Source organism: Streptomyces sp. NPDC057253 (genome assembly GCF_042669125.1).
Taxonomy (GTDB): Bacteria; Actinomycetota; Actinomycetes; order Streptomycetales; family Streptomycetaceae; genus Streptomyces.
This window is the reverse complement of the sequence record NZ_JBHUXV010000032.1, coordinates 16,394-37,961: the sequence shown is the minus strand read 5'-3', so window position 1 is coordinate 37,961 and position 21,568 is coordinate 16,394. Positions and strand designations below refer to the sequence as shown.

The 21,568-nt window shown below is 64.8% G+C and carries 18 protein-coding genes; 12 read left to right on the top strand and 6 right to left on the bottom strand.

What is annotated here, in order from left to right:
• Window positions 1–76 precede the first annotated feature (76 nt).
• Window positions 77–604, bottom strand: a complete 528-nt coding sequence (locus ACFULQ_RS19535) for a winged helix-turn-helix transcriptional regulator (RefSeq protein ID WP_383545466.1) — start codon at window positions 602–604, stop codon at window positions 77–79.
• 68 nt (window positions 605–672) lie between these two features.
• On the opposite strand from ACFULQ_RS19535, the gene ACFULQ_RS19530 reads away from it, so the two are divergent.
• Window positions 673–2,064 carry an MFS transporter gene (locus tag ACFULQ_RS19530; RefSeq protein ID WP_383545463.1) on the top strand — a complete coding sequence of 464 codons (1,392 nt, stop codon included), beginning with the start codon at window positions 673–675 and terminating at the stop codon, window positions 2,062–2,064.
• Window positions 2,065–2,069: 5 nt separating this feature from the next.
• On the opposite strand, the gene ACFULQ_RS19525 is transcribed toward ACFULQ_RS19530, so the two are convergent.
• The gene (locus ACFULQ_RS19525) at window positions 2,070–2,855 is read right to left on the bottom strand and encodes a class E sortase (protein ID WP_383545460.1); all 786 of its coding nucleotides are present in this window, start codon (window positions 2,853–2,855) and stop codon (window positions 2,070–2,072) included.
• A 218-nt stretch (window positions 2,856–3,073) separates the two neighbouring features.
• Between ACFULQ_RS19525 and ACFULQ_RS19520 the strand changes: the two genes are divergently transcribed.
• From ACFULQ_RS19520 to ACFULQ_RS19470, 11 genes are all read left to right on the top strand, one after another.
• The gene (locus tag ACFULQ_RS19520) at window positions 3,074–4,546 is read left to right on the top strand and encodes a beta-1,6-galactanase (protein ID WP_383545457.1); all 1,473 of its coding nucleotides are present in this window, start codon (window positions 3,074–3,076) and stop codon (window positions 4,544–4,546) included.
• 95 nt (window positions 4,547–4,641) lie between these two features.
• Window positions 4,642–5,652: an SEC-C metal-binding domain-containing protein gene (locus ACFULQ_RS19515; protein WP_383545454.1), complete on the top strand. Its 1,011-nt coding sequence runs from the start codon at window positions 4,642–4,644 to the stop codon at window positions 5,650–5,652.
• Window positions 5,653–5,839: 187 nt separating this feature from the next.
• A complete protein-coding gene (locus tag ACFULQ_RS19510; RefSeq protein ID WP_383545451.1) occupies window positions 5,840–6,436 on the top strand; it encodes a dihydrofolate reductase family protein in 597 nt (198 codons plus the stop codon).
• Window positions 6,433–6,846, top strand: coding sequence for a VOC family protein (locus tag ACFULQ_RS19505; protein ID WP_383545448.1), 414 nt, complete (start codon window positions 6,433–6,435; stop codon window positions 6,844–6,846). The genes ACFULQ_RS19510 and ACFULQ_RS19505 overlap by 4 nt, the downstream gene beginning before the upstream one ends.
• Window positions 6,847–7,032: 186 nt before the next feature.
• The gene (locus tag ACFULQ_RS19500; protein WP_383545446.1) at window positions 7,033–7,572 is read left to right on the top strand and encodes a hypothetical protein; all 540 of its coding nucleotides are present in this window, start codon (window positions 7,033–7,035) and stop codon (window positions 7,570–7,572) included.
• Window positions 7,573–8,310: 738 nt separating this feature from the next.
• Entirely contained in the window at window positions 8,311–8,706 is a 396-nt protein-coding gene (locus ACFULQ_RS19495) for a very short patch repair endonuclease (protein WP_383545608.1), read from the top strand.
• Window positions 8,707–8,812: 106 nt separating this feature from the next.
• Window positions 8,813–10,345 (top strand): ATP-binding protein, encoded by a 1,533-nt coding sequence (locus ACFULQ_RS19490; protein ID WP_383545443.1) that lies wholly within the window; start codon window positions 8,813–8,815, stop codon window positions 10,343–10,345.
• Entirely contained in the window at window positions 10,335–11,312 is a 978-nt protein-coding gene (locus ACFULQ_RS19485; protein WP_383545440.1) for a PD-(D/E)XK motif protein, read from the top strand. Before ACFULQ_RS19490 ends, ACFULQ_RS19485 begins: the two co-directional genes overlap by 11 nt.
• An 18-nt stretch (window positions 11,313–11,330) precedes the next feature.
• The gene (locus tag ACFULQ_RS19480; RefSeq protein ID WP_383545437.1) at window positions 11,331–14,270 is read left to right on the top strand and encodes a Z1 domain-containing protein; all 2,940 of its coding nucleotides are present in this window, start codon (window positions 11,331–11,333) and stop codon (window positions 14,268–14,270) included.
• A 139-nt stretch (window positions 14,271–14,409) separates the two neighbouring features.
• Window positions 14,410–15,408, top strand: a complete 999-nt coding sequence (locus ACFULQ_RS19475) for a DNA cytosine methyltransferase (protein WP_383545434.1) — start codon at window positions 14,410–14,412, stop codon at window positions 15,406–15,408.
• Between the two features lie 82 nt (window positions 15,409–15,490).
• Entirely contained in the window at window positions 15,491–16,729 is a 1,239-nt protein-coding gene (locus ACFULQ_RS19470) for a DNA cytosine methyltransferase (RefSeq protein WP_383545431.1), read from the top strand.
• Here ACFULQ_RS19470 and ACFULQ_RS19465 read toward each other — a convergent pair.
• From ACFULQ_RS19465 to ACFULQ_RS19450, 4 genes are all read right to left on the bottom strand, one after another.
• Complete coding sequence (locus ACFULQ_RS19465) at window positions 16,718–17,641, bottom strand: DUF6339 family protein (protein WP_383545428.1); 924 nt, start codon at window positions 17,639–17,641, stop codon at window positions 16,718–16,720. The genes ACFULQ_RS19470 and ACFULQ_RS19465 overlap by 12 nt on opposite strands.
• Window positions 17,642–17,650: 9 nt before the next feature.
• Entirely contained in the window at window positions 17,651–18,607 is a 957-nt protein-coding gene (locus ACFULQ_RS19460; protein WP_383545426.1) for a hypothetical protein, read from the bottom strand.
• Entirely contained in the window at window positions 18,604–20,706 is a 2,103-nt protein-coding gene (locus ACFULQ_RS19455) for a helix-turn-helix domain-containing protein (RefSeq protein WP_383545423.1), read from the bottom strand. The genes ACFULQ_RS19460 and ACFULQ_RS19455 overlap by 4 nt, the downstream gene beginning before the upstream one ends.
• Before the next feature lie 225 nt (window positions 20,707–20,931).
• A complete protein-coding gene (locus ACFULQ_RS19450) occupies window positions 20,932–21,567 on the bottom strand; it encodes an ATP-binding protein (RefSeq protein ID WP_383545420.1) in 636 nt (211 codons plus the stop codon).
• Between the last annotated feature and the right edge of the window lies 1 nt (window position 21,568).

The window sequence follows — 21,568 nt, the reverse complement described above, 5'->3', positions numbered from 1 at the left end:
CCCCCTCTCCGGCGATTCTCATGGCGACGTAGGTGAATCCGCCGGCTTCTCTCCCTGCGGACGCGTCCTCCCCCGGTTATACCTGATCGACCACGACCGGCTGCAAGAGCCTCTTCGGCCTGCGCAGAGCCCGGCTGACCGGGTTCGGGGGCTCGGGGTCGAGGCCCGGCCCCGGCAGCATGAGGACGTCCTCGACCGGTACGACGATCCCGCAGGCGGGGCATTCGCCGTACGAGCCGAGTTCGGTGCCGCAGTCGGCGTGCTGGAAGACGAGGAGCACGCTGTCGCCGTGGTGCTCGCGGCCCCAGCGGCTGAGGGCGCGCAGGGTCGGCCACAGGGCGGTGCCGCGCTCGGTGAGGACGTACTCGTCGCGCGGCGGGGACTCCTGGTACCGGCGCTTTTCGAGGATGCCCTCCTCGGTGAGCATCTGGAGGCGGGCGGCGAGGACCGCGCGCGGGATGCCGAGGTGGACCAGGAAGTCGTTGTAGCGCCGGACGCCGTAGAGGGCGTCGCGGACGACGAGCAGGGTCCAGCGCTCGCCGACGACCTCCAGTGCGCGGGCGATCGAGCATTGCTGTGACGTGTAGTCCTTGCCCAGTGCCATGACGCCCACTGTAACCATTTTCCCGCCATGGGTTCAATGACCGAACCTACTCTGCTACGGTCGTCCGCATGCCAAGGTTCAATGAACGAACTCTCGCCGAGGTGAAGCCGCCGGCACCGCCCCCGGAGTCGTCGTCCCACCCCCGCGCCACCCTCGCCCTGACCAGCGCCGCCACCGCCGTGGCCCTGATGACGTACACGGCGCCGATGGTCACGCTCCCCGAGGTCGCCGCCGACCTGCACACCCCGCTGTCCGCCCAGGCCTGGCTCCTGAACGGCACCCCGCTCGGCCTCGCCGCCCTCCTCCTGGTCGCCGGCTCCCTCGCCGACGACTACGGGCGTCGCCGGATCTTCGTCGCGGGCACCCTGGCGCTCGGCCTCATCACCGCCCTCGGCGCGCTGACCTCCTCGACCTTGCCGTTCACCCTGGCCCGGATCGCCCAGGGCGCGGCCAGCGCGGCGCTCCTCGCGAGCAGCCTGGGCCTGATCGTGCACGCGTTCCCCTCACCGCGGGGCCGGCTGCACGCGACCGGCGTCTGGGGCGCGTTCGTGAGCGGCGGCATCGCGGTCGGCCCGCTGCTGGGCGGCGCGATGCCGAACTGGCGCGTGTCGTACGGCGTTCTCGGCGCCGCCCTCGTGCTCGTGGCCGCCCTGTCCGCACGCCTGTTGTCGGAGTCCCGGGCCCCGCGCGGCGGCCGCCCCGACCTCCCGGGAGCCGTGACCTTCGGGCTCGCCCTGGTCGCCCTGGTCGCGGCGCTCACGCTGGGCCGGGACGGCTGGCTGCGGGCGCCGGTGGCCCTGCTGTTGCTGGCCTCCGTCCTGCTGCTGGGCCTGTTCGCCGTGGTCGAGCGGCGGTCGGCGACCCCGATGATCGACCTGGGTCTGCTGCGCCACCGCCGCTTCCTCGCCTCCTCCTCCGGCGGTCTGTTCACGGGGTTCGCGGTGATCGGCCTGTTCAGCTTCCTGCCGGCCCTCCTCCAGCAGACCCTCGGCATGAGCGCGATGCACACGGCCTGGCTCTTCCTGCTTTGGTCCGGCCTGTCCTTCGCGGTGGCCCTCCAGGTCAGGCGCCTCGCGGGCCGGGTGCCGCCGCGCTGGCAGCTGGCGCTCGGCTTCCTGCTGCACGCGGCCGGTGTGCTGACCATGCTGGGCTCGCTCGACGCGGGCTCCTGGGTGCGGCTGCTCCCCGGTCTGGTGATCGCCGGTGTCGGCAGCGGCCTGCTGAACGCGGCACTCCCGCTGATCGCCGTGGAGTCCGTCCCGGCGGGCCGGGCGGCGATGGGCTCGGGCGCCCAGCAGACCTTCCGGTACATCGGATCCTGCGCCGGGGTCGCCCTGACGATCGCGATCGCCACCTCGTCCGGCAGCGGTCTCGCCCATGGCTCGGACCTCGCGATGCTGGTCTCGGCCGGGCTGGCGCTGGTGGCGGCGGCGAGTGTGGTGGCGCTGCGGGAGCACTGACCCCGTCAACGCGGCCGCGTCGAGACCAGGACGCCCCACACCACCAGCCGGTACCGGGACGTGTACTCCGGGGTGCACGTGGTGAGGGTGAGGAACCAGCCGGGCGCGGTGTAGCCGTAGGAGGGGTGGACCGACGAGCGCGGGACCGGGCGGATCACCCCCGAGTCGCGGGCCGAGGTCTGGCGCAGGGTCCTGTCCACGGCGTACGTGTGGACCGCGCTCCGCGTCTCCACCCGGACGGTGTCCCCGGGCTCGAGGCGGTTGAGGTACCGGAAGGGCTCGCCGTGGGTGTTGCGGTGTCCGGCGAGCGCGAAGTTGCCGACCTGGCCCGGCTGTCCGGTGCCGGGGTAGTGGCCGACGTACCCCTTGTTGAGCACGCTCTGCTTGCCGACGCCCTCGGCGACGGGCACGCGGAGGTGCAGGCGGGGGATGACGAGGACGGCATAGGCCCCCGACCAACTGGGCTGTGAGCGGGTGGAGTTGCCGGAGCGGGGTGACCCGGCCGCGGTGGAGGAGTCCTTGCCGGATCCGGTGACGGAGTCGCCCTCGCCCGTGGTGGGACCGTCGGCCGTGCCGAGGTCCTCGCCCTCCTGCCCCCACTGCCGCTCCAGCGCCTCCACCTTGCGCCGGGCGCCCTCGCGGGCCTCGCGGTTGGTCCACCACAGCTGATGGACGACGAGCAGCATGAGGACGACCCCGACGGTCACCAGGACCTCGCCGCCGGTCCACAGCGCACGGCGGCGCCGGGCGCGTCGGCGGCGGATGCCGTGGTGCACGATGCGGGACCGCATGCGGCCGCACGATAGGGGCCCTACCTCCAACTCACCAGAGGCAGACGCGCGGAGGCACGGCCCGTCCGAGATGCCGCACTTCTTCCACTGGTTTTAGAAAGGGATGTCAGAACTCTCGACAACCCCACTGGCCACACCCGATGCTTCGTCGTGGCATGAACGGGACGGGCTACGACGCCGGCGGGACGCCGCGTCGCCCCTCGGAGTTCGGAGTAGCAATGATCCGACGCAGAACGCTGCTGACAGCCGCAGGAGGCACCCTCCTCGGCAGCGCACTGGCCACCGGTACCGCCCGCGCGGACGCCACGATCGCGGTCAACCCCGGGACCTCCTACGGCACTTGGGAGGGCTGGGGCACCTCCCTGGCCTGGTGGGCCAATGTGTTCGGGGCGCGGGACGACTTCGCCGACATCTTCTTCACCACCAAGTCGACCACCTACAACGGCACTTCGCTGCCCGGCCTCGGCCTCAACATCGCCCGCTACAACCTGGGCGCGTGCAGCTGGAACACCGTGGGCGGCGAGGCGATGGTCGCGTCGGCGAACATCCCCGCCTTCAAGCAGATCGAGGGCTACTGGCAGGACTGGAACAACGAGGACCCGACCTCCTCGGCCTGGGACTGGACGGCGGACGCCAACCAGCGGGCGATGCTGGTCAAGGCGACGTCACGCGGGGCCACTTCGGAGCTGTTCGCCAACTCCCCCATGTGGTGGATGTGTCTGAACCACAACCCCTCCGGCGCCTCCGGCGGCGGCAACAACCTCCAGTCCTGGAACTACCGCCAGCACGCCTCCCACCTCGCCTCGGTGGCCCTCTACGCCAAGAACAACTGGGGCGTGAACTTCTCGACGGTCGACGCCTTCAACGAGCCCTCCTCGTCCTGGTGGACGGCGACCGGCACGCAGGAGGGCTGCCACATGGACTCGACGGTCCAGGCCGCCGTACTGCCGTACCTGCGCAGCGAGTTGAACAACCGCGGCCTGACCGGGGTGCGGATCTCGGCCTCGGACGAGACGAGTTACGACCTCGCCCGCACCACCTGGAACTCCTTCAGCTCGACCACGAAGGGGTACGTCAACCAGGTCAACGTGCACGGCTACCAGGGCTCGGGCGGCCGTAGGGACCTGTTGTACACGGACGTCGTCACGACGGCCGGCAAGAAGCTGTGGAACTCCGAGACCGGCGACGGCGACGGCACCGGTTACACCACGGCCTTCAACCTCCTCTACGACTTCCGCTGGCTGCACCCCACGGCCTGGGTCTACTGGCAGGTCATGGACCCGACGGCGGGCTGGGGAGTGATCAAGTACGACGCCGGCACCCTCCAGGCCGGCGCGATCGAGACGAAGTACTACGTGCTGGCCCAGTTCAGCCGGCACATCCGCCCCGGGATGAAGATCCTCGACACCGGTGTGAGCAACGCGGTCGCGGCCTACGACTCCTCGGCCAGGCGCCTGGTCATCGTGGCCCTGAACACCTCGACCTCGGCCCAGACCCTGACCTTCGACCTGTCCCGCTTCACCACGGTGACGGGCGGCTCGGGCGGCCTGGTCCCGCGCTGGAACACGGTGACGACGGGCGGCGACACGTACACGTCGTACTCCAACACCTTCCTGAGCGGGAAGTCGGTCGCGGTGCCGTTCGCGGCGAAGGCGGTGCAGACCCTCCAGATCGACGGCGTGACGATCTGAGTCCGGCGTGATGCGGGCCGGGGTCCTCCGTGTTACCCGGCCCCTGGCCTGCACCTCTCTCTCCTTTGTCACTGATCGGCAGTACGGTGTCCCCCATGCGCCCCGACACGCCTGCCGAGAACGTCGACCACAACGCCGAAGCGGCTCGCCTGGAGCGGACCGCCGACCGGTATCCCGAGGACGCCGAGGCCCTGCTCGTGCAGGCCGCGGCCCATCTGGAACTGGCCGGCGACCGCCCCGCCGCGTCCTCCCTCTACGACCGCCTGCTGGCCGCGCAGGACGGCCTGGAGAACCCGTTTCTCGTCCGTGCCCTGAAGGCCGCGAACCTCTGGGAGTACGGCCATGAGGCCGAGGCCCGCGCGATCATCGAGGGCGTCCGCGCGGCGGCTCCCCGGGACCCGGCACCCTGGGTGATCGTGGCGGAGGCCCTGGAGTCCCACGACGAGCTGGAGCAGGCGCAGGAGACGTTCACCGAGGGCGCGAGGGTCCTGCTGACGGACGTCGCGGAGCCGCCGTACTCCACGCATCCCCTGCTGTTCGGCCGCCACCGCGTCCGCCGCATGCTGGGCCTGGCGCACGACGACTGGGACGTCCTGGCGGACACCCTGCACAGCTCCCCGGTCTCCCTGGACGAACTCCACGACCCCAAGCGCGTGTGGTCCCTCGGCTCGGACAACCCGGCGGAACTCCAGGCGGAGATCAGCCGCCTGCGCGCCGAACTCGGCACGTACCGCGAGGCGTTGTCCCGCCCGTTCCCGGTGGCGGTCCTGCACTGGCCGGCGTCCGAACTGGCGGAGCTGCTGGCGACGTACCCCTCGCTGGAGTCGGAGTACCCCTCCCACGAGGAGCACCTGGCGACGATAGAGGCCTCCCTGCGGGAGCTGTCCGCCTCCGGCACCCCGAACCTGGGCATCGTGTCGGGCACGGTCCCGTCGTACGAGGCCTTCGCGGCCTCGGAGGGCATGTCCCCGGCGGAGGCGTCACTGCTCCCCCAGTACGCCACGACCCTGGCGGCGAGGGGCCGCGCGGTGGAGTGGCCGCCGCAGCGGGGGACGGCGTGCTGGTGCGGGTCGGGGCGGGTCTATGGGGAGTGCCACGGGGAGTAGGTGGCGGTCGGGAGGGGGCGGGCGCGAGGAGTCGCGGGCCGGCTCCTCGGTCCTCGATGACCGACACCCTCGATCTTTTGGTCTCTCCGGACCGATGAATCCACCCGCATTCCGAGGTCTTCCTCTGTGACACCTCCCGTCCCGTCGGCGGACGGGGGAACGGCGCACCCGATGCCACGGAGGACCCATGGAGACCGGGACGAGGAATCCGATCCGGCTGTACATGTCGATGTCGCTCGACGGATATGTCGCGGGCCCGGACGACCGACCGGGCCAGGAGCTGGGGCGGGACGGCGGACGGCTGTTCAACTGGCTCGACGACCGGGAGTCCGACGGCCCCAGCGGCCAGGTCTACCGCGAGGCGCTGGCGACCGGCGCGCTGATCTCCGGCCGCCGGACCTTCGAACTGGCCCGCCGCTGGCATGGCGACCATCACGACGGCGTGCCGATCCTCGTCCTGACTCACCGGGTGGCGGACGGGGACGCGCCACCCGGCCACGCGCGCTTCGTCACCGACGTGGACGACTGCGCCCGTCAGGCCCGCGAGGCCGCCGGTGACCGGCCGGTCATGGTCCACGGAGCGTCCGCGGCACAGGCGCTGCTGCGCGCCGGGCACCTCGACGAAATGGAGATCCACCTGATCCCGGTGCTCCTCGGAGAGGGCCGACGACTCTTCGACCACCTGGGCACCGGCCACATCGAACTCGACCTGGTCCGACGGCTCGACGACCGGGACGTCACCCACCTGCGCTACCGGGTGCGCCGCCCCGAGGAGTCCGCGTGAAAACGCTCTTCGTCTCGTACCGAGTCACCGACCTGGACCGCTCGCTGGCCTTCTACACCGCTCTGGGCTACGTCGAGTTGGGCCGAGTGGAGGCCGGCGACGCAGGCCACCTCTTGCTCCTCAGCTTCCCGGACGAACCGGCCGCCTCCCTGGAACTGGTCCACCGCCCGACCGACGGCCACGTCGAGGTGGGCACCGGCTTCGACCACTTGGCAATCCAGGTCGACACCCTGACAGACACGCTGGCACGGCTCACCGAGGCAGGCCTGACCCCGAGCCCGCCCCAACACCCGGGCGGCCCGCTGGGCCCCAGCACAGCATGGCTGACGGACCCGGACGGCTACCGGATCGAGCTGGTGGAGTGGCCGAGGGGCCACGCGGGGGGCATCACGGCGGCTGACTTCTCCTGAGCGGGGCGTGACGCAGCCCGGACACGAAGGCAAGCCACGCAAACAGATCGCCAACTACGGCAAAAATCCACATGGTTGGCGTTGCCCGGCCACTGGCACATCGCTTCCACTTGCCGCTGCCACAGGTGAGTCCAGCAGCGGGGGAGTCGATGCAGAATGAACGTACGGCGGCGCACACTTCCGGCCATGACCCTGTTCGCCGCCCTGATGGCAGGCTGCGTCTCAGCAGGTCACGGAACATCCGCGGACGGACCGCTGAACGGACCCGACTACACCGACGCCGGCTCGGGCGAGGAATGCCTCCCGCAGAAGAAGGGCGGCAGCGCCTGGTTCGGTGGGGACGAGTTGCACAACTACGGCCACAAGGCAGTCGTCATCGACAGGGTCACCCTGAGGAAGCCGATCGGTCTGCGCCTGGTCGAGTCGCTCATCGTGTCCAACTCGACGGCTTCCATCGGCTACGGCTACGGCTGGCCCCCGACTCCAGAGGCCCGCAACCAGCCGGGCATCGACTGGCCCCACCGCCGCAGGGCAGTAGGAGCAACCATCGCCCCCCAACCGAACGACACGAAGGTCGCGAACAACCTGGTCCTGCACCTCCAGGTCACCGGATCGTCAGACGTACACATGACCGGAATCCTGGTCGAGTACCACACCGGAAGCTCCCAGTACGTGTGGCACAACGTGCTGGGCCTGACCGTGGAAACAAAGAAGCCCACATGCTGAAGACCGCCCCGGCAGACCCACCTCTCACGACACCGGACATGGCAGCCACAGCCACTCCGCGACAAGCCCCGACGGAACAACTCCTCCCCGAGACGCCCACGCGCGCCCCCACTCACAGCAAGCCGCTCAACAAACCCGGCGTGCCCCCGAATTGCGACCGCGCATCCCCAACCCCGGCACACAAAACAGCCGACCCTGCCCCCACTCCCCCGGGCCCCATCCCCCAGGCCGCCCGCTCGCTTCTTCCCCGTGCCGGAGCGGACTGGGTCAAGGGTCGGCCGCAGGCCGATCGCCGCAGGCGACACGACCGCAGGGAGCGCCCTTGACGCAGTCCGCGGAGGCACGACACTGCAAAGAAGCGGGCGGCCCCACAGCAACATTTCGATAGGCGGACCAACCACCACCCTAGGTCGGCCCGTGCGAAGTCCCAGGCCTGAAGACTCTCGCGCCGGTGCAGCTGGGTGGCACCCGAGCTGTTGTCCTGTCCCTGCACCACCTGGCGTAGGTCTCGATCTTGCACTTCATCGCAGGCTTGATCGGTCGATGCCTGCTTTTGAGATCATGAGGGCGACGGCCGATCCTGGGTTTACCACCGAACTGACGCCTTCCAGGCGCTTCCGAGCTGCTCAGGAGGTCGCGGCAACCGACCCCTTCCCGGCACAGAATCAGCTGCACCCGGGCCGGCAGAATGCTCTTGTGTCAGATGCCGTGCCATCCTCTCCCGCCGTGTCCGCCCGCATGAGCCGTCAAGGCTCCCGCGACACGGCACCCGAGGTCGCGGTGCGAAAGCTCCTGCACGCCGCAGGCCTGCGTTATCGAGTGAACGTGCCAGTCCCGGGCATGCCGCGCCGCACCATCGACATCGCCTTCACCAAGACGAAGATCGCCATCTTCCTGGACGGCTGCTTCTGGCACGGTTGTCCGCAACACGCAACGCATCCCAAGGCGAACGCGGAGTGGTGGCGCACCAAGCTCGACAAGAACATGGCCCGTGACTGCGAGACCACGGAGCATCTCAAGCAAATAGGTTGGACCGTGCTCCGCTTCTGGGAGCACGAGCATCCTGCGGACATTGCCCGGACGGTGGCCGAGGCAAGAGGGACATCGGATGCGTCTCACAAGCCTCACGTGTAGCCCCGCTCGGCGCATGCCAAGTCTCGCGACTTCCTGTGTGTTGTCCGCGCCCCGCGCTACCGTCACTATTGATCATATTGGTTGATGTGACCCACAAGGTGAGGCGATGACCACCGACTGGCAGTTCGACGTACCCATTGCCGGGAGCAAGCATCTCCCCCCGGATGCACGGTACATGGAGGCACTCAGCAGCCAGGGGTACGGCTTCGACGTGGCCATCGCCGATCTTGTGGACAATTCCATCGACGCCGGCGCCAAGGATGTAGTGATCCACTTCCTCCGAGACGGTGACCAACTCGTAAGCCTCCTCGTCGTGGATGACGGCAAGGGGATGAGTGACGAGGACCTGGACATCGCCATGACCGTGGGCGGCCGTCGTAACTACGGCGCAGGAGCACTGGGCATGTTCGGGACCGGTCTGAAGTCTGCCTCGCTCAGCCACGCCTCCGCCGTCACTCTCGTCAGCACAACCAAACGGACCCGAGCAGCGGGACGCCGCTGGTTGATGGAGCGAGCCGTCTCCGGATTCCAGTGCGACATTGTCGCGCCCCAATATGCACAGAACCTCATTGATCGGTATGCCGATCGGCCCATCATGTGGCAGGGCACCGTGGTGCGTTGGGATGGGGTGAAGGATTTTCCCAAGCATGGTGGAGGCGGGCAGACCGACCGATACCTTCAGCGCACCATTAACAAGCTGGGCCTGCACTTGGGTCTCTATCTCCATCGCTTTCTCGCGAAGGACGACTTCAATATTACGATCGCCGTGGAGGATGTCAGTACCGGTACAGTTTATCTGGACTTCGGGGTCGAAGCATTGGACCCCTTCGACTATCCAGTGAGCGGCAATCCTGAATACCCGCGTCTATTCACCGCCACCGTCCCGCATGTGGGCGACGTGAAGCTCGATGCCCACATTTGGACGCCAAAGTCAAATGTCGACGAGTACAAGGCCGTAGGTTCTGTCATCGACCGTCAGGGGTTCTATTTCTATCGGAACGATCGACTGGTACAGGCCGGGGGCTGGAACAACTTCCGACAGCCGGAGCAACACCTCTCCCTCGCTCGTGTCGCAGTGGACCTCCCTCGACACTTCGGCGATGTTTTCCGACTCACTGTCAAGAAATCCGGGGTCGAAACCTCTCCCGAGTTCACCACGGCTCTGGAAAAAGCCGCGGACGCCGAGGGGAACACTTTTCTTCAGTATTTCAATGACGCGGATACGGTCTACCGAGACTCCCGCAAGAGGTCCAGCACCACACGCAAGGCAGTTGCTCCTCCCGGAAAGGGAATCGCTCCCGCCGTCCGTGAAACACTGATGGAAGAACTCCCGACGATGTCGCACATGGATCCGATTTCGATCCGGTGGCAGAAGCTCGACAATGAACTCTTTTTCCAGATCGATCGCGAGGACAGTACCATCATCCTCAATCAACACTACCGATCTGCGATCCTGGGAGGCCGCCGCGGCGGCCTCAACGACGCGCCTCTCCTAAAATCTCTGATGTACATCCTGCTTCATCAAGTTTTCGAGAAGGAGTACAGCGGAAGCCGTGAGAAGGACAACCTGCAACTCTGGCAAGCGATCCTCGTCTCGGCGGCTCGGGCAGAAATGAACGGAGTGGTCGATGATGGCTGACGGCAGGTATGTTCCGTGGACCGAGGTCGAATACTACCTGGGAAAAGGGCAAGCAACTACTTTCCCCCTTTCTGATCCTTCTTCGCGGCCCGAGGTTTCGTATGTCGTGGGTCACGGCGGACAAGAGATAGCACTGCACGTCGAACTGGACCGCAGACACCGTCCACCAAGATCTTCCATGGCCGCTATTCGTATAGACCAGATCGCAGAGCGTGGCATACGTCTGGCCAGGATTCGAACTACACAAGTGACCTTGATGCGTGACTTTCACGACTTCCTGTCCGCAATCGCTGACAGAATCGTGACGCAGGGCCGCAATCTCGACCAGGCCTACGCGGAAACAATAAGGGCATGGAACGCCCTTCTGAACAGACCTCACGGCTTCAGTACGGAGAAACGTATCGGCCTCATGGGTGAGCTGGCCGTCCTCAACGGCTTTGCCGACGAGTACGGCTGGACCACAGCTGTTGAAGCATGGACGGGTCCAGAAGGCGAGGAGCACGACTTCGGGCTGCCAGAATTTGACTTCGAGGTGAAGACGACCGCGTCCGAGCAACGGCGCCATACGATCCATGGCGTCGGACAGCTCACCCCGACACCGGATCGCCCCCTTTGGTTCGCGTCACTGCAACTCACACGCGGTGGAAGCAACGGTCGCACACTCGCCGACTGCGTAAGCTCCGTGAAAGCCTCCGTCGCCGAGCATGCTCCGGCTTCCCTGCTTCGTTTGGACAGCAAGCTGGCCGCAGCCGGCTGGTCCGACGATCTCCCCGACGATGAACGTTGGACGCCACGGGCCCAGCCCCTCGTTCTTGATGCCTCGGCAGTGCCGCGGCTGGACCCGACACTCCTTCCCGAGTCCGTCAGCGAACGGATCTCGAACATTCAGTACACGATCGACGTCACCGGATTGCTGCCGACCGTTACGCCTCCGTCCACAGCTCTGAACGAATTCCGCCTGCCGTAACGTCTTAGGAATATCGCCATGCCCGATGAAGAAGCCGTACGCCTCACACTGCACAAGTCGGCCCTCGCAGGAATGCAGGCCAACCGGCCGAAGAACCTGCAGCGAGCGCTTGAGTACCAGGCAGAGGACGAGGGTCCGCAGGCAGAAGCTCACGCCAGCGAAGCGGATTTCCAGAACAGGCTCTACTCCTCTCATTCCACAGATCAGCTGGTGGAACTCTGGCGTAAGCAGCTCACTCAATGGGACTACACCGAGCAACCTGCCTGGTCGGACACGGAGTCACGCACCGACGAACGACGAGCCGCGGTCTTTGACCTCCTGGGTCTGCAGGACGAAACGCGCAAGCTCCTGAACGCGCTCATCCCTGTGCCCAAGGCCGCTGGCGCGGTGGTCATCAGCGATGACTTCACCCCTTGGTACACGCCCCAGTCTCAGCAGGGCCGGAGCTGGTACTGGCCGGCCTACAGGCGTCTGTTGGTCGACAAGGGTTGGCCAGAAACGGCGGTGGCCGATCTGGACTCGGCGTCGGACCGTGTCGTCGAAAGGCTCGCCAACCCGACCGATGAGGCTGCCTACCAATCCAAGGGATTGGTGGTCGGCTACGTGCAGTCGGGCAAGACTGCAAACTTCACTGGCGTCATCGCCAAGGCAGTGGACGCCGGGTACCGGTTGGTCATCGTCCTCGGCGGAACTCTCAACCTGCTTCGCGCGCAGACACAGCGGCGTCTCGACATGGAACTCGTTGGACGCGAGAACATCCTGCGCGGAGCGGCAGAATACGAATCCGACTATGCCGACGATCCAGCCTGGTCCAAGGGGAAATTCCTGTCCCACAATGGACTTCCCTCGGCCCTCGGCGGCTTCGACATTGTTCGCATGACCACACGGGACAACGACTACAAGAGTCTGCTGCAGGGTATCGTAGCCCTTGAGTTCGAGAAGCGGGAACCGGCCGTTCCCCTATATGATCCTCGGAATTTGCACCGGGCGTCGGCTCGTTTGATGGTCGTCAAGAAGAACAAGACTGTCCTCACCAGGCTGGTCAAGGATCTCAATAAAATCAAGACGCCGCTTTCCGAGATTCCAGTCCTGATCATCGACGACGAATCCGACGAGGCTTCCGTAAATACCTCGAACCTCAACAAGCCTGATGCAGAGCGCACGGCAATTAATGGGAAAATCTCGGAACTACTGGAGATGCTTCCTCGCGCTCAGTATGTCGGATACACGGCTACTCCATTCGCCAATGTTTTTATCGACCCGAGTGACGCCGAGGACATCTTCCCCAAGGACTTCATCGTCTCGCTACCTCGTCCAGAGGGGTACATGGGTGTCCAGGACTTCCACGACCTGGATTCCGTTGTCCCACAGGAGGAGCGCACGTTCGCAAACTCTAACGAGAAGGCTCACGTTCGAGACATCGTCCTGGACGACGAGGATGACGATTCAGCTCTCCAGCAGGCCCTGGACATGTTTGTTCTCACCGCTGCGATGAAGCTTTACCGAGAAGAAAATGGCCTCGGGGATCGTTTTTTTCAACACCACACGATGTTGATCCACGAGTCGGTCAGTACCGCGCATCACCGTGAGCTTCTCGGCCGTGTCACACAGTTGTGGTGGAATTCTGGGTATACTAGCGCCAGCGGTCACGAGCGCCTGCGGGAACTCTTCGAAACCGACCTCGCCCCCGTCTCCCATGTCAGGGGAGAAGGGCAAGCTGTTCCCAGCTCCTACGATGAGTTGGCACGCCACATCGGCGCTGCAGCGATTCGCATCGGTGGCGACGACCAGCCGATCATCGTCGTCAATGGCGACAAGGACATCGAAACAGGCGAGGCCGACTTCGACAAACGTTCGATCTGGAAAATTCTTATCGGCGGACAGAAGCTAGCCCGAGGGTTTACCGTCGAGGGCCTCACAGTCACTTACTATCGCCGTCGCACGAACAACGCTTCCACCTTGATGCAGATGGGGCGCTGGTTCGGGTTCCGCAAGGGGTATCGAGACCTCGTCCGGTTGTATCTCGGGCGAGAAGAGACGATGGGCACAAAGGACATCGACCTGTACGAGGCATTCGAGGCGATCTGTCGCGACGAGGAGACCTTTCGCAATGAGCTTCAACAATACGCGGAAACGATCGACGGACGCCCGCAGGTGACACCTGCGCAGATCCCTCCATTGGTGTCTCAGCACTTGTCGTGGTTGAAACCGACAAGTCCCAAGAAGATGTTCAACGCACAGTTGGTCGAAAAGCGTTCCCCCGGGCAGTGGGAAGAGCCGACCGCCTACCCCTCGTCCGCTCCGGCGCTTCGTCACAACACTTCCCTGTGGACTCCTGTGTTGGAGTCGCTGTCAACCGCTCCGACCGAGTACTCCTACAGCTTCGAATCGGCGACCCATCGGTTCAGCGCACTGACAGGGGTGATCTCTTCCGCCGATCTGCTCTCTCTGCTCTGTTCCCTCAAGTGGGGAGTGGAAGCGCAGTTCGCACCACATCTCGCTTATCTGAAGGAGATCACGGCATCCGCCAAGGTCGAGGACTGGGTGATCCTCGCCCCTCAGCACGCAACGGGCAACAAGAAGGTCATACTGGGCACTGGAGATCGGCCATTCTCGTGGTTCAACCGCACCCGTCGCCGCGGCCCTCTCTTCGGCGCGATCAGGGACCCGAAGCATGTCGGCGTTGCTTTGCGCATCGCAGGGGCACTGCCTTCCAGTGGTGATCCGACCACCGAGCAGTACGTCCGCGCCAACCGCGGGGTCGTCGTTCTGTACCCAATCGTGGAACCACAGCACAAGGCAGAAGTAGAAGCAACGGGCAGGATCGATACGGGCAAAGTCGTCATTGCCTTCTCATTCGTAGCGCCGGCTTCTGCGCGAAGCAAAGACGGCAGGGTTGTCACCTTCACCACCATCGATTCATCGGACGCAGCGATCATCAACATGGACGAGGAATGAACATGTCCTTGCCTTGAATCTTTCGCCATGGTGGTACGCGCTGGGCTGAGGTTTGATCGGCACAACGTCTGCCGCCCTCGATCCCCGTACCCTGGAACCTGCGCGGGGCGGCCCGCGCAGTGGGGAGGGGGAGCCGCACTTGTCGGAGCAGCGATTCACCGCAATCGAACTGTGCGCAGGCGTCGGGGGACAGGCCATGGGCCTGGAGCAAGCAGGGTTCGACGTGACCGCAACTGTCGACATTGATCAGGACAGTTGTGAGACTCTGTCGCACAACAGGCCCCACTGGTACACGATCCACGGCGATCTCAAACGCATCGATCCGTTGGACCACGCGCCGTTGGACCACGCCGACATCCTGAGTTGCGGGCTACCGCGCTCCCCCTACACCGTGGCGGGCAAGCAACTGGCTACGGAGGACAAGCGGGACACCTTGCAGGCCGTCCTGGACATGGCGTCCTTCGTCAGGCCGCGGGTTCTCCTGCTGGAAACCATTCCGACTTTCCTCAGAGCCGCAAAATTCGACGCCGAGCGTCAGAAGGTGCAGGACGCCGCTGCGGACCTGGGCTACCAGATGACCTCAGCGGTACTGTCTGCCACGGACTTCGGCGTACCTCAGCGTCGTGCGCACGGCTTCATGATTGCGATGCATGCCGAAGATCTCTCCTGCTTTGGCTGGCCCGAGCCGAGCCCCGGCCCATGCCCCACCCTTGGTCAGACCCTCTTTGATTCAATGTCCTCCGGGGGCTGGCCGGAAGCCGCAGAATGGGCCGCCCACGCCTCGGAGCCTGCTCCCTTGATCATGGGCGGGGCAACGGGACGCGGTGGAGCAGACCTCGGAGCAAGCCGCGCGAAGGCGATCTGGGCACGCTGGGGCGTCTACGGCGGCAGCATCGGGGACAGGGTTCCGGGACCCGACTTTCGGTTGAATCGAGACGTGGAGCCTCGCTTCGGGCTCCCCAAGCTCACAGTGGAGCAAGTTGCGCTCCTCCAGGGCTTCTCCCCAGACTGGAAAATCTTGGGTCGGAAGACATCCGCCTACCGGCAGATCAGCCAAGCGACACCGCCCCCGATCGCCGCAGCCCTCGGACGCGAAGTCGCCAGGGCCCTACGGCAGTCGCCTCGCACGGCTTCGTAAAGACCCAGTTCGATGCACCCACAAGGCATCGCCACAAGAGACTGGCCGCACACCTGGGTGATCGCTATTAGACTGCACCACCATGACCACCGCCTCATCCGAATCACCCACCGGTACGCCATCGGGCGTCCCTTCGATCAAGGTGGTCGACCTGTTCTCGGGCGCAGGCGGCTTCTCCGCCGGCTTCCGCGCGTACGAACCGTACGGCCCCGGGTCTTCGCCGTTCGAGTCCATCGCGGCTGTCGAGTACGACGAGGCGGCAGCCGCTACGTACGCGGCCAACTTCGGACAATCTCACGTTGCCAACGTTGACATCGCCACATGGAACCCTGCCCCATACAGGGACGAAGCGGACGTCGTCATGGGTGGCCCGCCGTGCCAAGGTTTCTCCGCTTTGCATCGGAACAACCCCGAAAAGCCCAAGGCCGACGACCCGCGTAATCGTCTTTGGATTGAATACGTTCGCGTAGTCGCGTCGATCAGACCCAAAATCTTCGTACTGGAAAATGTGGACCGCTTCCTGAAATCTCAGGAATTCGAAAGCCTCAAGGAGGCTACGGCAGCAGGCGAGCCACTGGCCGATTACACGCTACGTTGGAAGATCCTCAATGCAGCTGACTATGGTGTGCCACAAGCACGCCGCCGAGCCATTGTGATCGCGACACGTAACGACGTCGGCGCCCCACTGGAACATCCTCTCCCCACACACTCCCGTGACGCCGATGCGCTCCAACCGAGCCTGGACGAAGTCGACGAGCATGAGCAACTTCGTCCATGGCTTTCTGTCGGGGAAGCGGTGTTCTCGCGCACACCCAAGAAGGCGCCCAAAACAGATCTACCCGCTCGCACGAACAAGCCGTTGGGCGTCGCCCTGCCGGGCCCGTACAAGACCACAGAACTCCATATTGGCCGAAACCCCACATCTTTGTCGCTGGCCAGATACCGCGCTATCCCTCCGGGCGGGAATCGTCACGACCTGACTGGTAAGTCAGCCACCATCAACGGCATCGAAACTTACCTGTCTACGGAAAGTTGGGACAACCACAGTACTGGTTCGGGCGACGTCATGGGGCGCCTGCGCGAGGATCGGCCGTCCGTGACAATCCGTACGGAGTTCTACAAGCCCGAGAAAGGGCGATATCTCCACCCGAAAGAAAACCGTCCCATCACTCACTACGAAGCCGCCCTGATCCAGGGTTTTCCCCTCGACTTCAAGTGGTTTGGCAGCAAGGTACAGATCGCACGTCAGATCGGCAACGCTGTTCCGATCGGCCTGGGTCGAGCTCTCGCCAGGGCCATCCATCGACATCTAACCGGGTGAGTAGAGCTTGTCAAGGCTGACGCCACTCCTCGGTGGCGGCACCTCCGAGACCGGCTCCTTCCCACGTACCGGAGCTTCGGCAAAGAGCTTTTCGAAGCGTTTTGCAAGTTCGTCCACCGAATGCTGCGGGATGCGTCCGTCATCGGGACCGTCCGGCAGGGCATCGACAGGCATGGGCCGAGCATTCTCGGCTTCGCCGATCCAGTAGCGCCGAGCCTCTGCGTCCCCGCCATCGTCCGGAGCCAGGACGTCATACACCAGTGTGCTTCCAGCAGCGTTGATTGCTGTACCCAGGCCGTTCACGTCGCGTCCGGTCCGTACAACTCCACATTCCAGAAGGCGAACTATCGCTCGAGCTGTCGGACGATGATCGATGACTTCGAAGCGCAATACAGTGTTCAGTACGTCCTGTACACCACAGGCAGATACCGCTGGACCGTAGTCGTCGCCATCCCGAAACATCTCGGCGGCCCACCACAAACGCGCGAACGTCTGCTTGTAGTGCACGCCGACGAAACGGTCCGCCGTTGCACGCACCCCCTCCTTGGTGACTCCCTTGTGACGCCAAAGCACATAATCCGGAGCAACTACGAGTGCGAGGAAGTTCCATAGACCGCTGTTCGCCGCTTCCCGTCTGGTCATCCTCATGGTCGCGTGCAATCGCGGGGCCAACCACCCGTCAGCGGCAGCCCTGTCATTTTCGTGCCTACGACGCGCTTCGTCGAGCAGTTGTCGGACCGGGGCGACTCTCCACCGTGCAGCAGGCGGGGCTATGCCCTGTGCCAACCGGAGCAGGGCGACCTTCGGCGGCGCTTCGCTGCCGGAGAGCACACTGTGTGTCAAGTACTTGGCAGCCACAATGTCCGGCACCAAAGAAAAGTACTCAGGCAGATCCGCGGATGAATATTTCATCGCCGCTCCTCACTCCCCACTCTGATTCAGAGTACGCAGCCCGTTGCCCAGGTTTCTGCTGACCTTCGCACGACGGGCCGCCGCGTACTGAATTCGCGGCTGGAGATCCTGCCAGCCTCCCTCGGTTCGGCGCAGATGGATCTCCAAGAGAGCATCCGCCGGCGAGAGCTCGGGGAGAACGTCTGGCAGCATCGAGCGCAGCACCCCGTCTTTCCAACCCGCGGGCCATTGCGGTACATCGTCGTCCAACTCAACATCACCCACGGCAGCGTGAAACATCGCCGTCCACGCCTCCGAAGCGATCTGCGCGGCCAGCACCCCGCGCACAGCTTTCTCCGTGGGCCCACCACGTCCGTTGAGGAATTCGGCAAGGCCTTCGAACCCGGTATTGAGGTGCACGGTGGGCATGTCTCCCGTGGTTTCCACCAGCCACGGTGCCTCTTTGAACGGTCGAAGCCACTCATACGGCCCGTCCCGGAAGTCAACCTCCTGGATGTTCAACTCTTGCTGCCGCGTCGGAGTACGTTCGTTGAGCTCGACGGACCAGGTCTCTTCGGCGGTGCCAATGAGCCTTCCCGACTCTCCGTCGACGGTGGCCACCACGTTGATCGTGAGGAAGGCGCGTGAGTGGTACTCATCTCGCGCGAACCTCAAACTGCCGGACCAGTTGCCGTCGTCGACAGGCGAGAGCTTCGCGACTGTGCGGGTGTTGGTGGCCGCCTCGGTCAGGATGGCGACACATACGACATCACTCCAGAGCCCGGACGCCAACTCCTTCGAAGGCAACACGGCTCTCAAATCCAGCCGAGCTTCGTCCCACTGAGAGCGTTCGGCCTCATGCAGCGCCACAACACGCTGCTCACGAGAGATCATGCTGAGAGGCAAGGCCCGGCCGTCGAGCTTGGCCTTGGTGACCTCGAATGCGATCTCGCCGCCCAGAGTGCTGTAAGGGAACACGATGTTCATGCCGATACGCCCTTCCCCTTCTGCAGATCGACGATGAGGCGCGCATGGCGGGCCGCCACCGGGTGGCTGGATGCATCGGTGACTCCGCTGAAGGATGCGATGGCCACACCCGGCTCGAAGTGCAGCGTGTCATCCTCCACTCGACAGTTTTCACCGGCGATGAGCTTTGCCCACTCAACCGACGGCTTGCCTCCGGACCGGACATCGAACTTGGCCACCGGCACGAGTAGCCAGGGGTCTTCCCGCCTGGGCAGTTTGACCTCGACCCTGACGTTCCAGGCCCCGCGCGCGTCAACCTCACCCTCGACATGGCGGACCACGGGATGCCGCTCAGGTCGACGCGCTTCAGTCGAAAACGCGTCGATGCGAAGCAGTTCTCGAAGGACGGCCGGGCCGCCCTCCTTGCGTGCCTCACGCCGGCCCACAAGACTCCGCACCGCCGCGGTCATGCTCTTACGGAACTCGTCGATTCTTGCGCGAGCTCCGCGGGCGTACGTTGTCACGAGGTCTTCCGTCTTGGTCCAGTCGTTGTGTTCCGGAGGTTCCGAAGCACGCAGAAACATTTCCGCCAGCTCGACGTCGTCCCCCGTGGTTCCGGTCGCCTTGCCCGCCAACAGCACTGCTTGGAAGGCATCAGTGCTCAGGGGGAGGTCCGTGACCCGACGAGTCATGACCGTCATGCGATTGCCTCTCATGCACACGAGGCGATTGGGCTCCTGGTCCTCGTCGTCCGCCGCAGTGACCAGGAGAACCGCTTTGTGCTCGATGCTGGATCCGGGGCGGACTCCCGCATCCTTGCGCGGTGGCACCCACAACGAGACGTGCGCCATGGCCACCTGAGCGGTGTCAGTGCGCTGTTCGACGGTCTCTCCGTCGAGAAAAGCCTTAAGCGCGCGCGTCCGAGCGGGCTGGTAGCGAGAGGGGTCGACCTTCTCCGCGGGGATCACCACTTGGCCGTTGCGCAAGGTGGTCACGGAGGCTTCCAGCACAGGACGGCCGTCCCGACCGGACGTCATGGCGGCCCAAAAGTTGTCGGCCAATGCCCGAACCAACTTTTCGTGCATCTCCTGCAAGCTCTCGGCATCGCCTGCAGCATCGTGAGCACCGACGATGAGGAACGATGTGCCCGGGTCCGGGTTCTCGCGTTCCAGATGCAGGGACTTGGCAGTTTCCTCATCCGCCCACCAGGAACGGGCCACCCCCTCGCGCGCGGGTTCCGTGTCCGCCTCGCCGAGACTGACGAGTCCGGCATACGCCTGTCCGTTGTTCTGATGCCAGGGCAGTTCGAGACGCCCAAAGAAACGCCGTTCATGGCGTCCCTCATGCGCGTGCGACAAAGTGCTATTGACCAGTACAAGCCCGAGACGGCTCGTCGCCCAGAGAGTGATCTTCCCCAATCCGTACGAGCCGCCAGCCACCCCGCTGCCTTTGTGGCTGTTGAGTTGGTCCCTGAGCACGGCGGCGAACTTGCTGTCGTCGCCGTAGTCAGGTCCGGTCAGCCCCGTGCAGTTGTAGTCGTCCACTCGAAGCAGCAACAAGGTGTCGGACTCGTGCATGTCGCGCAGACCCTCGGCTATGACTCGGCCGACCTTGTGCTTCTGCGTGGCCGCAGCTTGCAAGTGCGGCTCGATCTCGCTCCAGCGCAACGCGTCCTGAAAAGACCTGAGATGCTCGCCCGAAAGTTCGTTGAGCGTGTAGCGCACGCGTACCGGCCGATGCGGATCATGCTGCTCGTCCAGGCTGTTCTGCGTTGCCTCCCGCGCCAACACAGCGACGTCGGCCTCGAATGCGAAGGCCGCCGCGTTGCCGAACTCCCTACCCCCGTCTGCGTGCGCCGGGCGGGGCATCCACTGGACCGGGCGTCGCGTCACAGCGTCGGCCTTGCGGGTGTACACCGTGGCCTCATCCGTTCCCAGAGCAGTGGCTATCGCTCGCTTCCTGTCCTCACGAGGTTCGGCCCGCCCGGTCACCCATGCGGAGACGGCGGCCGGCGTCACGTTGAGCATGTCTGCCAAAGCAGTCTGGGTCATGCCCTGTTTGCGTAGCTGTCGCTCAAGCCAAATGCCGAACTCCTGGGCGCTACTGATCACCTCTGCCACCGCATCTCCTTGATGGATCAAGTGGGAGCGCGATCGTATCAAAGGAGTTTTGAACTGGCCTCCGATCAACAAAAGTTGATTGTTTCTAAGATTCTTGGAGGCCAGTCGGCGGTCCCCAACGATCCACGTCCGACCTGGCTTGCCCTACCTTCAGCCCGGCAACGCCTCCCAAGGCTCGGTTCTTGACGTAGGTCTCCTCCCAGACCTTGCGGGACACATCACACGTCACGGACGTGCATTGATCTGCGCCTCATAGTGCGTCTGAGCCTGGTCCAGAACGTCCTCGGGATCACAGCCGTGCGCCCGGAGCCAGTGCAAGACGTCCGTGATGACGTTGATGACGGCTTCCTCGGCCAGAGCCACGCCGAGACGGCTCGGTTCCGACGCGCTGGACTGCTCCGCCTCCGTGTAAATGCCCAGCAGTGCCTCGGCCCGCGCGACGCCAGGTACCGCCACATGACCGATCGGCGAGGTGAGTCTCGTGGAGAGTTCGCACCACGTCACTTTGTGATCGGCACCAAGTTGCACCCCCCAGCGGTCTGCAATGGCATCGACAAGGGCCACGCCTCGGCCGGCCACGGCGTCGGTGGCGGCATCCACGAGAGTGGGCAAGGCCCGCGTGTCGGGGTCGCGCACTTCGATGCGCAGGTTCGCGCCGTTCATGGAGACCATGAGCGTGGCCGGAGTGCCGACGCCCACGTGGGTGATGACGTTGGACACCAACTCGGAGACACACAGCTGAGCCTCGTCGGAGATGTCCTGCAAGCCCCAGATGCCCAGGTGGAGCCGCATGATCCGGCGCAGGGCGCCCACTTCCTCCGGTGCGGCCGTGAAGGCCAGGTCCCACGGTTTCCGGCACATG

Coding starts and splice junctions, on each gene's coding strand:
- ACFULQ_RS19535 (WP_383545466.1), bottom strand. CDS start 604: ATGGCACTGGGCAAGGACTACACGTCACAGCAATGCTCGATCGCCCGC.
- ACFULQ_RS19530 (WP_383545463.1), top strand. CDS start 673: ATGCCAAGGTTCAATGAACGAACTCTCGCCGAGGTGAAGCCGCCGGCA.
- ACFULQ_RS19525 (WP_383545460.1), bottom strand. CDS start 2,855: ATGCGGTCCCGCATCGTGCACCACGGCATCCGCCGCCGACGCGCCCGG.
- ACFULQ_RS19520 (WP_383545457.1), top strand. CDS start 3,074: ATGATCCGACGCAGAACGCTGCTGACAGCCGCAGGAGGCACCCTCCTC.
- ACFULQ_RS19515 (WP_383545454.1), top strand. CDS start 4,642: ATGCGCCCCGACACGCCTGCCGAGAACGTCGACCACAACGCCGAAGCG.
- ACFULQ_RS19510 (WP_383545451.1), top strand. CDS start 5,840: ATGGAGACCGGGACGAGGAATCCGATCCGGCTGTACATGTCGATGTCG.
- ACFULQ_RS19500 (WP_383545446.1), top strand. CDS start 7,033: ATGACCCTGTTCGCCGCCCTGATGGCAGGCTGCGTCTCAGCAGGTCAC.
- ACFULQ_RS19495 (WP_383545608.1), top strand. CDS start 8,311: ATGAGCCGTCAAGGCTCCCGCGACACGGCACCCGAGGTCGCGGTGCGA.
- ACFULQ_RS19490 (WP_383545443.1), top strand. CDS start 8,813: ATGACCACCGACTGGCAGTTCGACGTACCCATTGCCGGGAGCAAGCAT.
- ACFULQ_RS19485 (WP_383545440.1), top strand. CDS start 10,335: ATGATGGCTGACGGCAGGTATGTTCCGTGGACCGAGGTCGAATACTAC.
- ACFULQ_RS19480 (WP_383545437.1), top strand. CDS start 11,331: ATGCCCGATGAAGAAGCCGTACGCCTCACACTGCACAAGTCGGCCCTC.
- ACFULQ_RS19470 (WP_383545431.1), top strand. CDS start 15,491: ATGACCACCGCCTCATCCGAATCACCCACCGGTACGCCATCGGGCGTC.
- ACFULQ_RS19465 (WP_383545428.1), bottom strand. CDS start 17,641: ATGAAATATTCATCCGCGGATCTGCCTGAGTACTTTTCTTTGGTGCCG.
- ACFULQ_RS19460 (WP_383545426.1), bottom strand. CDS start 18,607: ATGAACATCGTGTTCCCTTACAGCACTCTGGGCGGCGAGATCGCATTC.
- ACFULQ_RS19450 (WP_383545420.1), bottom strand. CDS start 21,567: ATGTGCCGGAAACCGTGGGACCTGGCCTTCACGGCCGCACCGGAGGAA.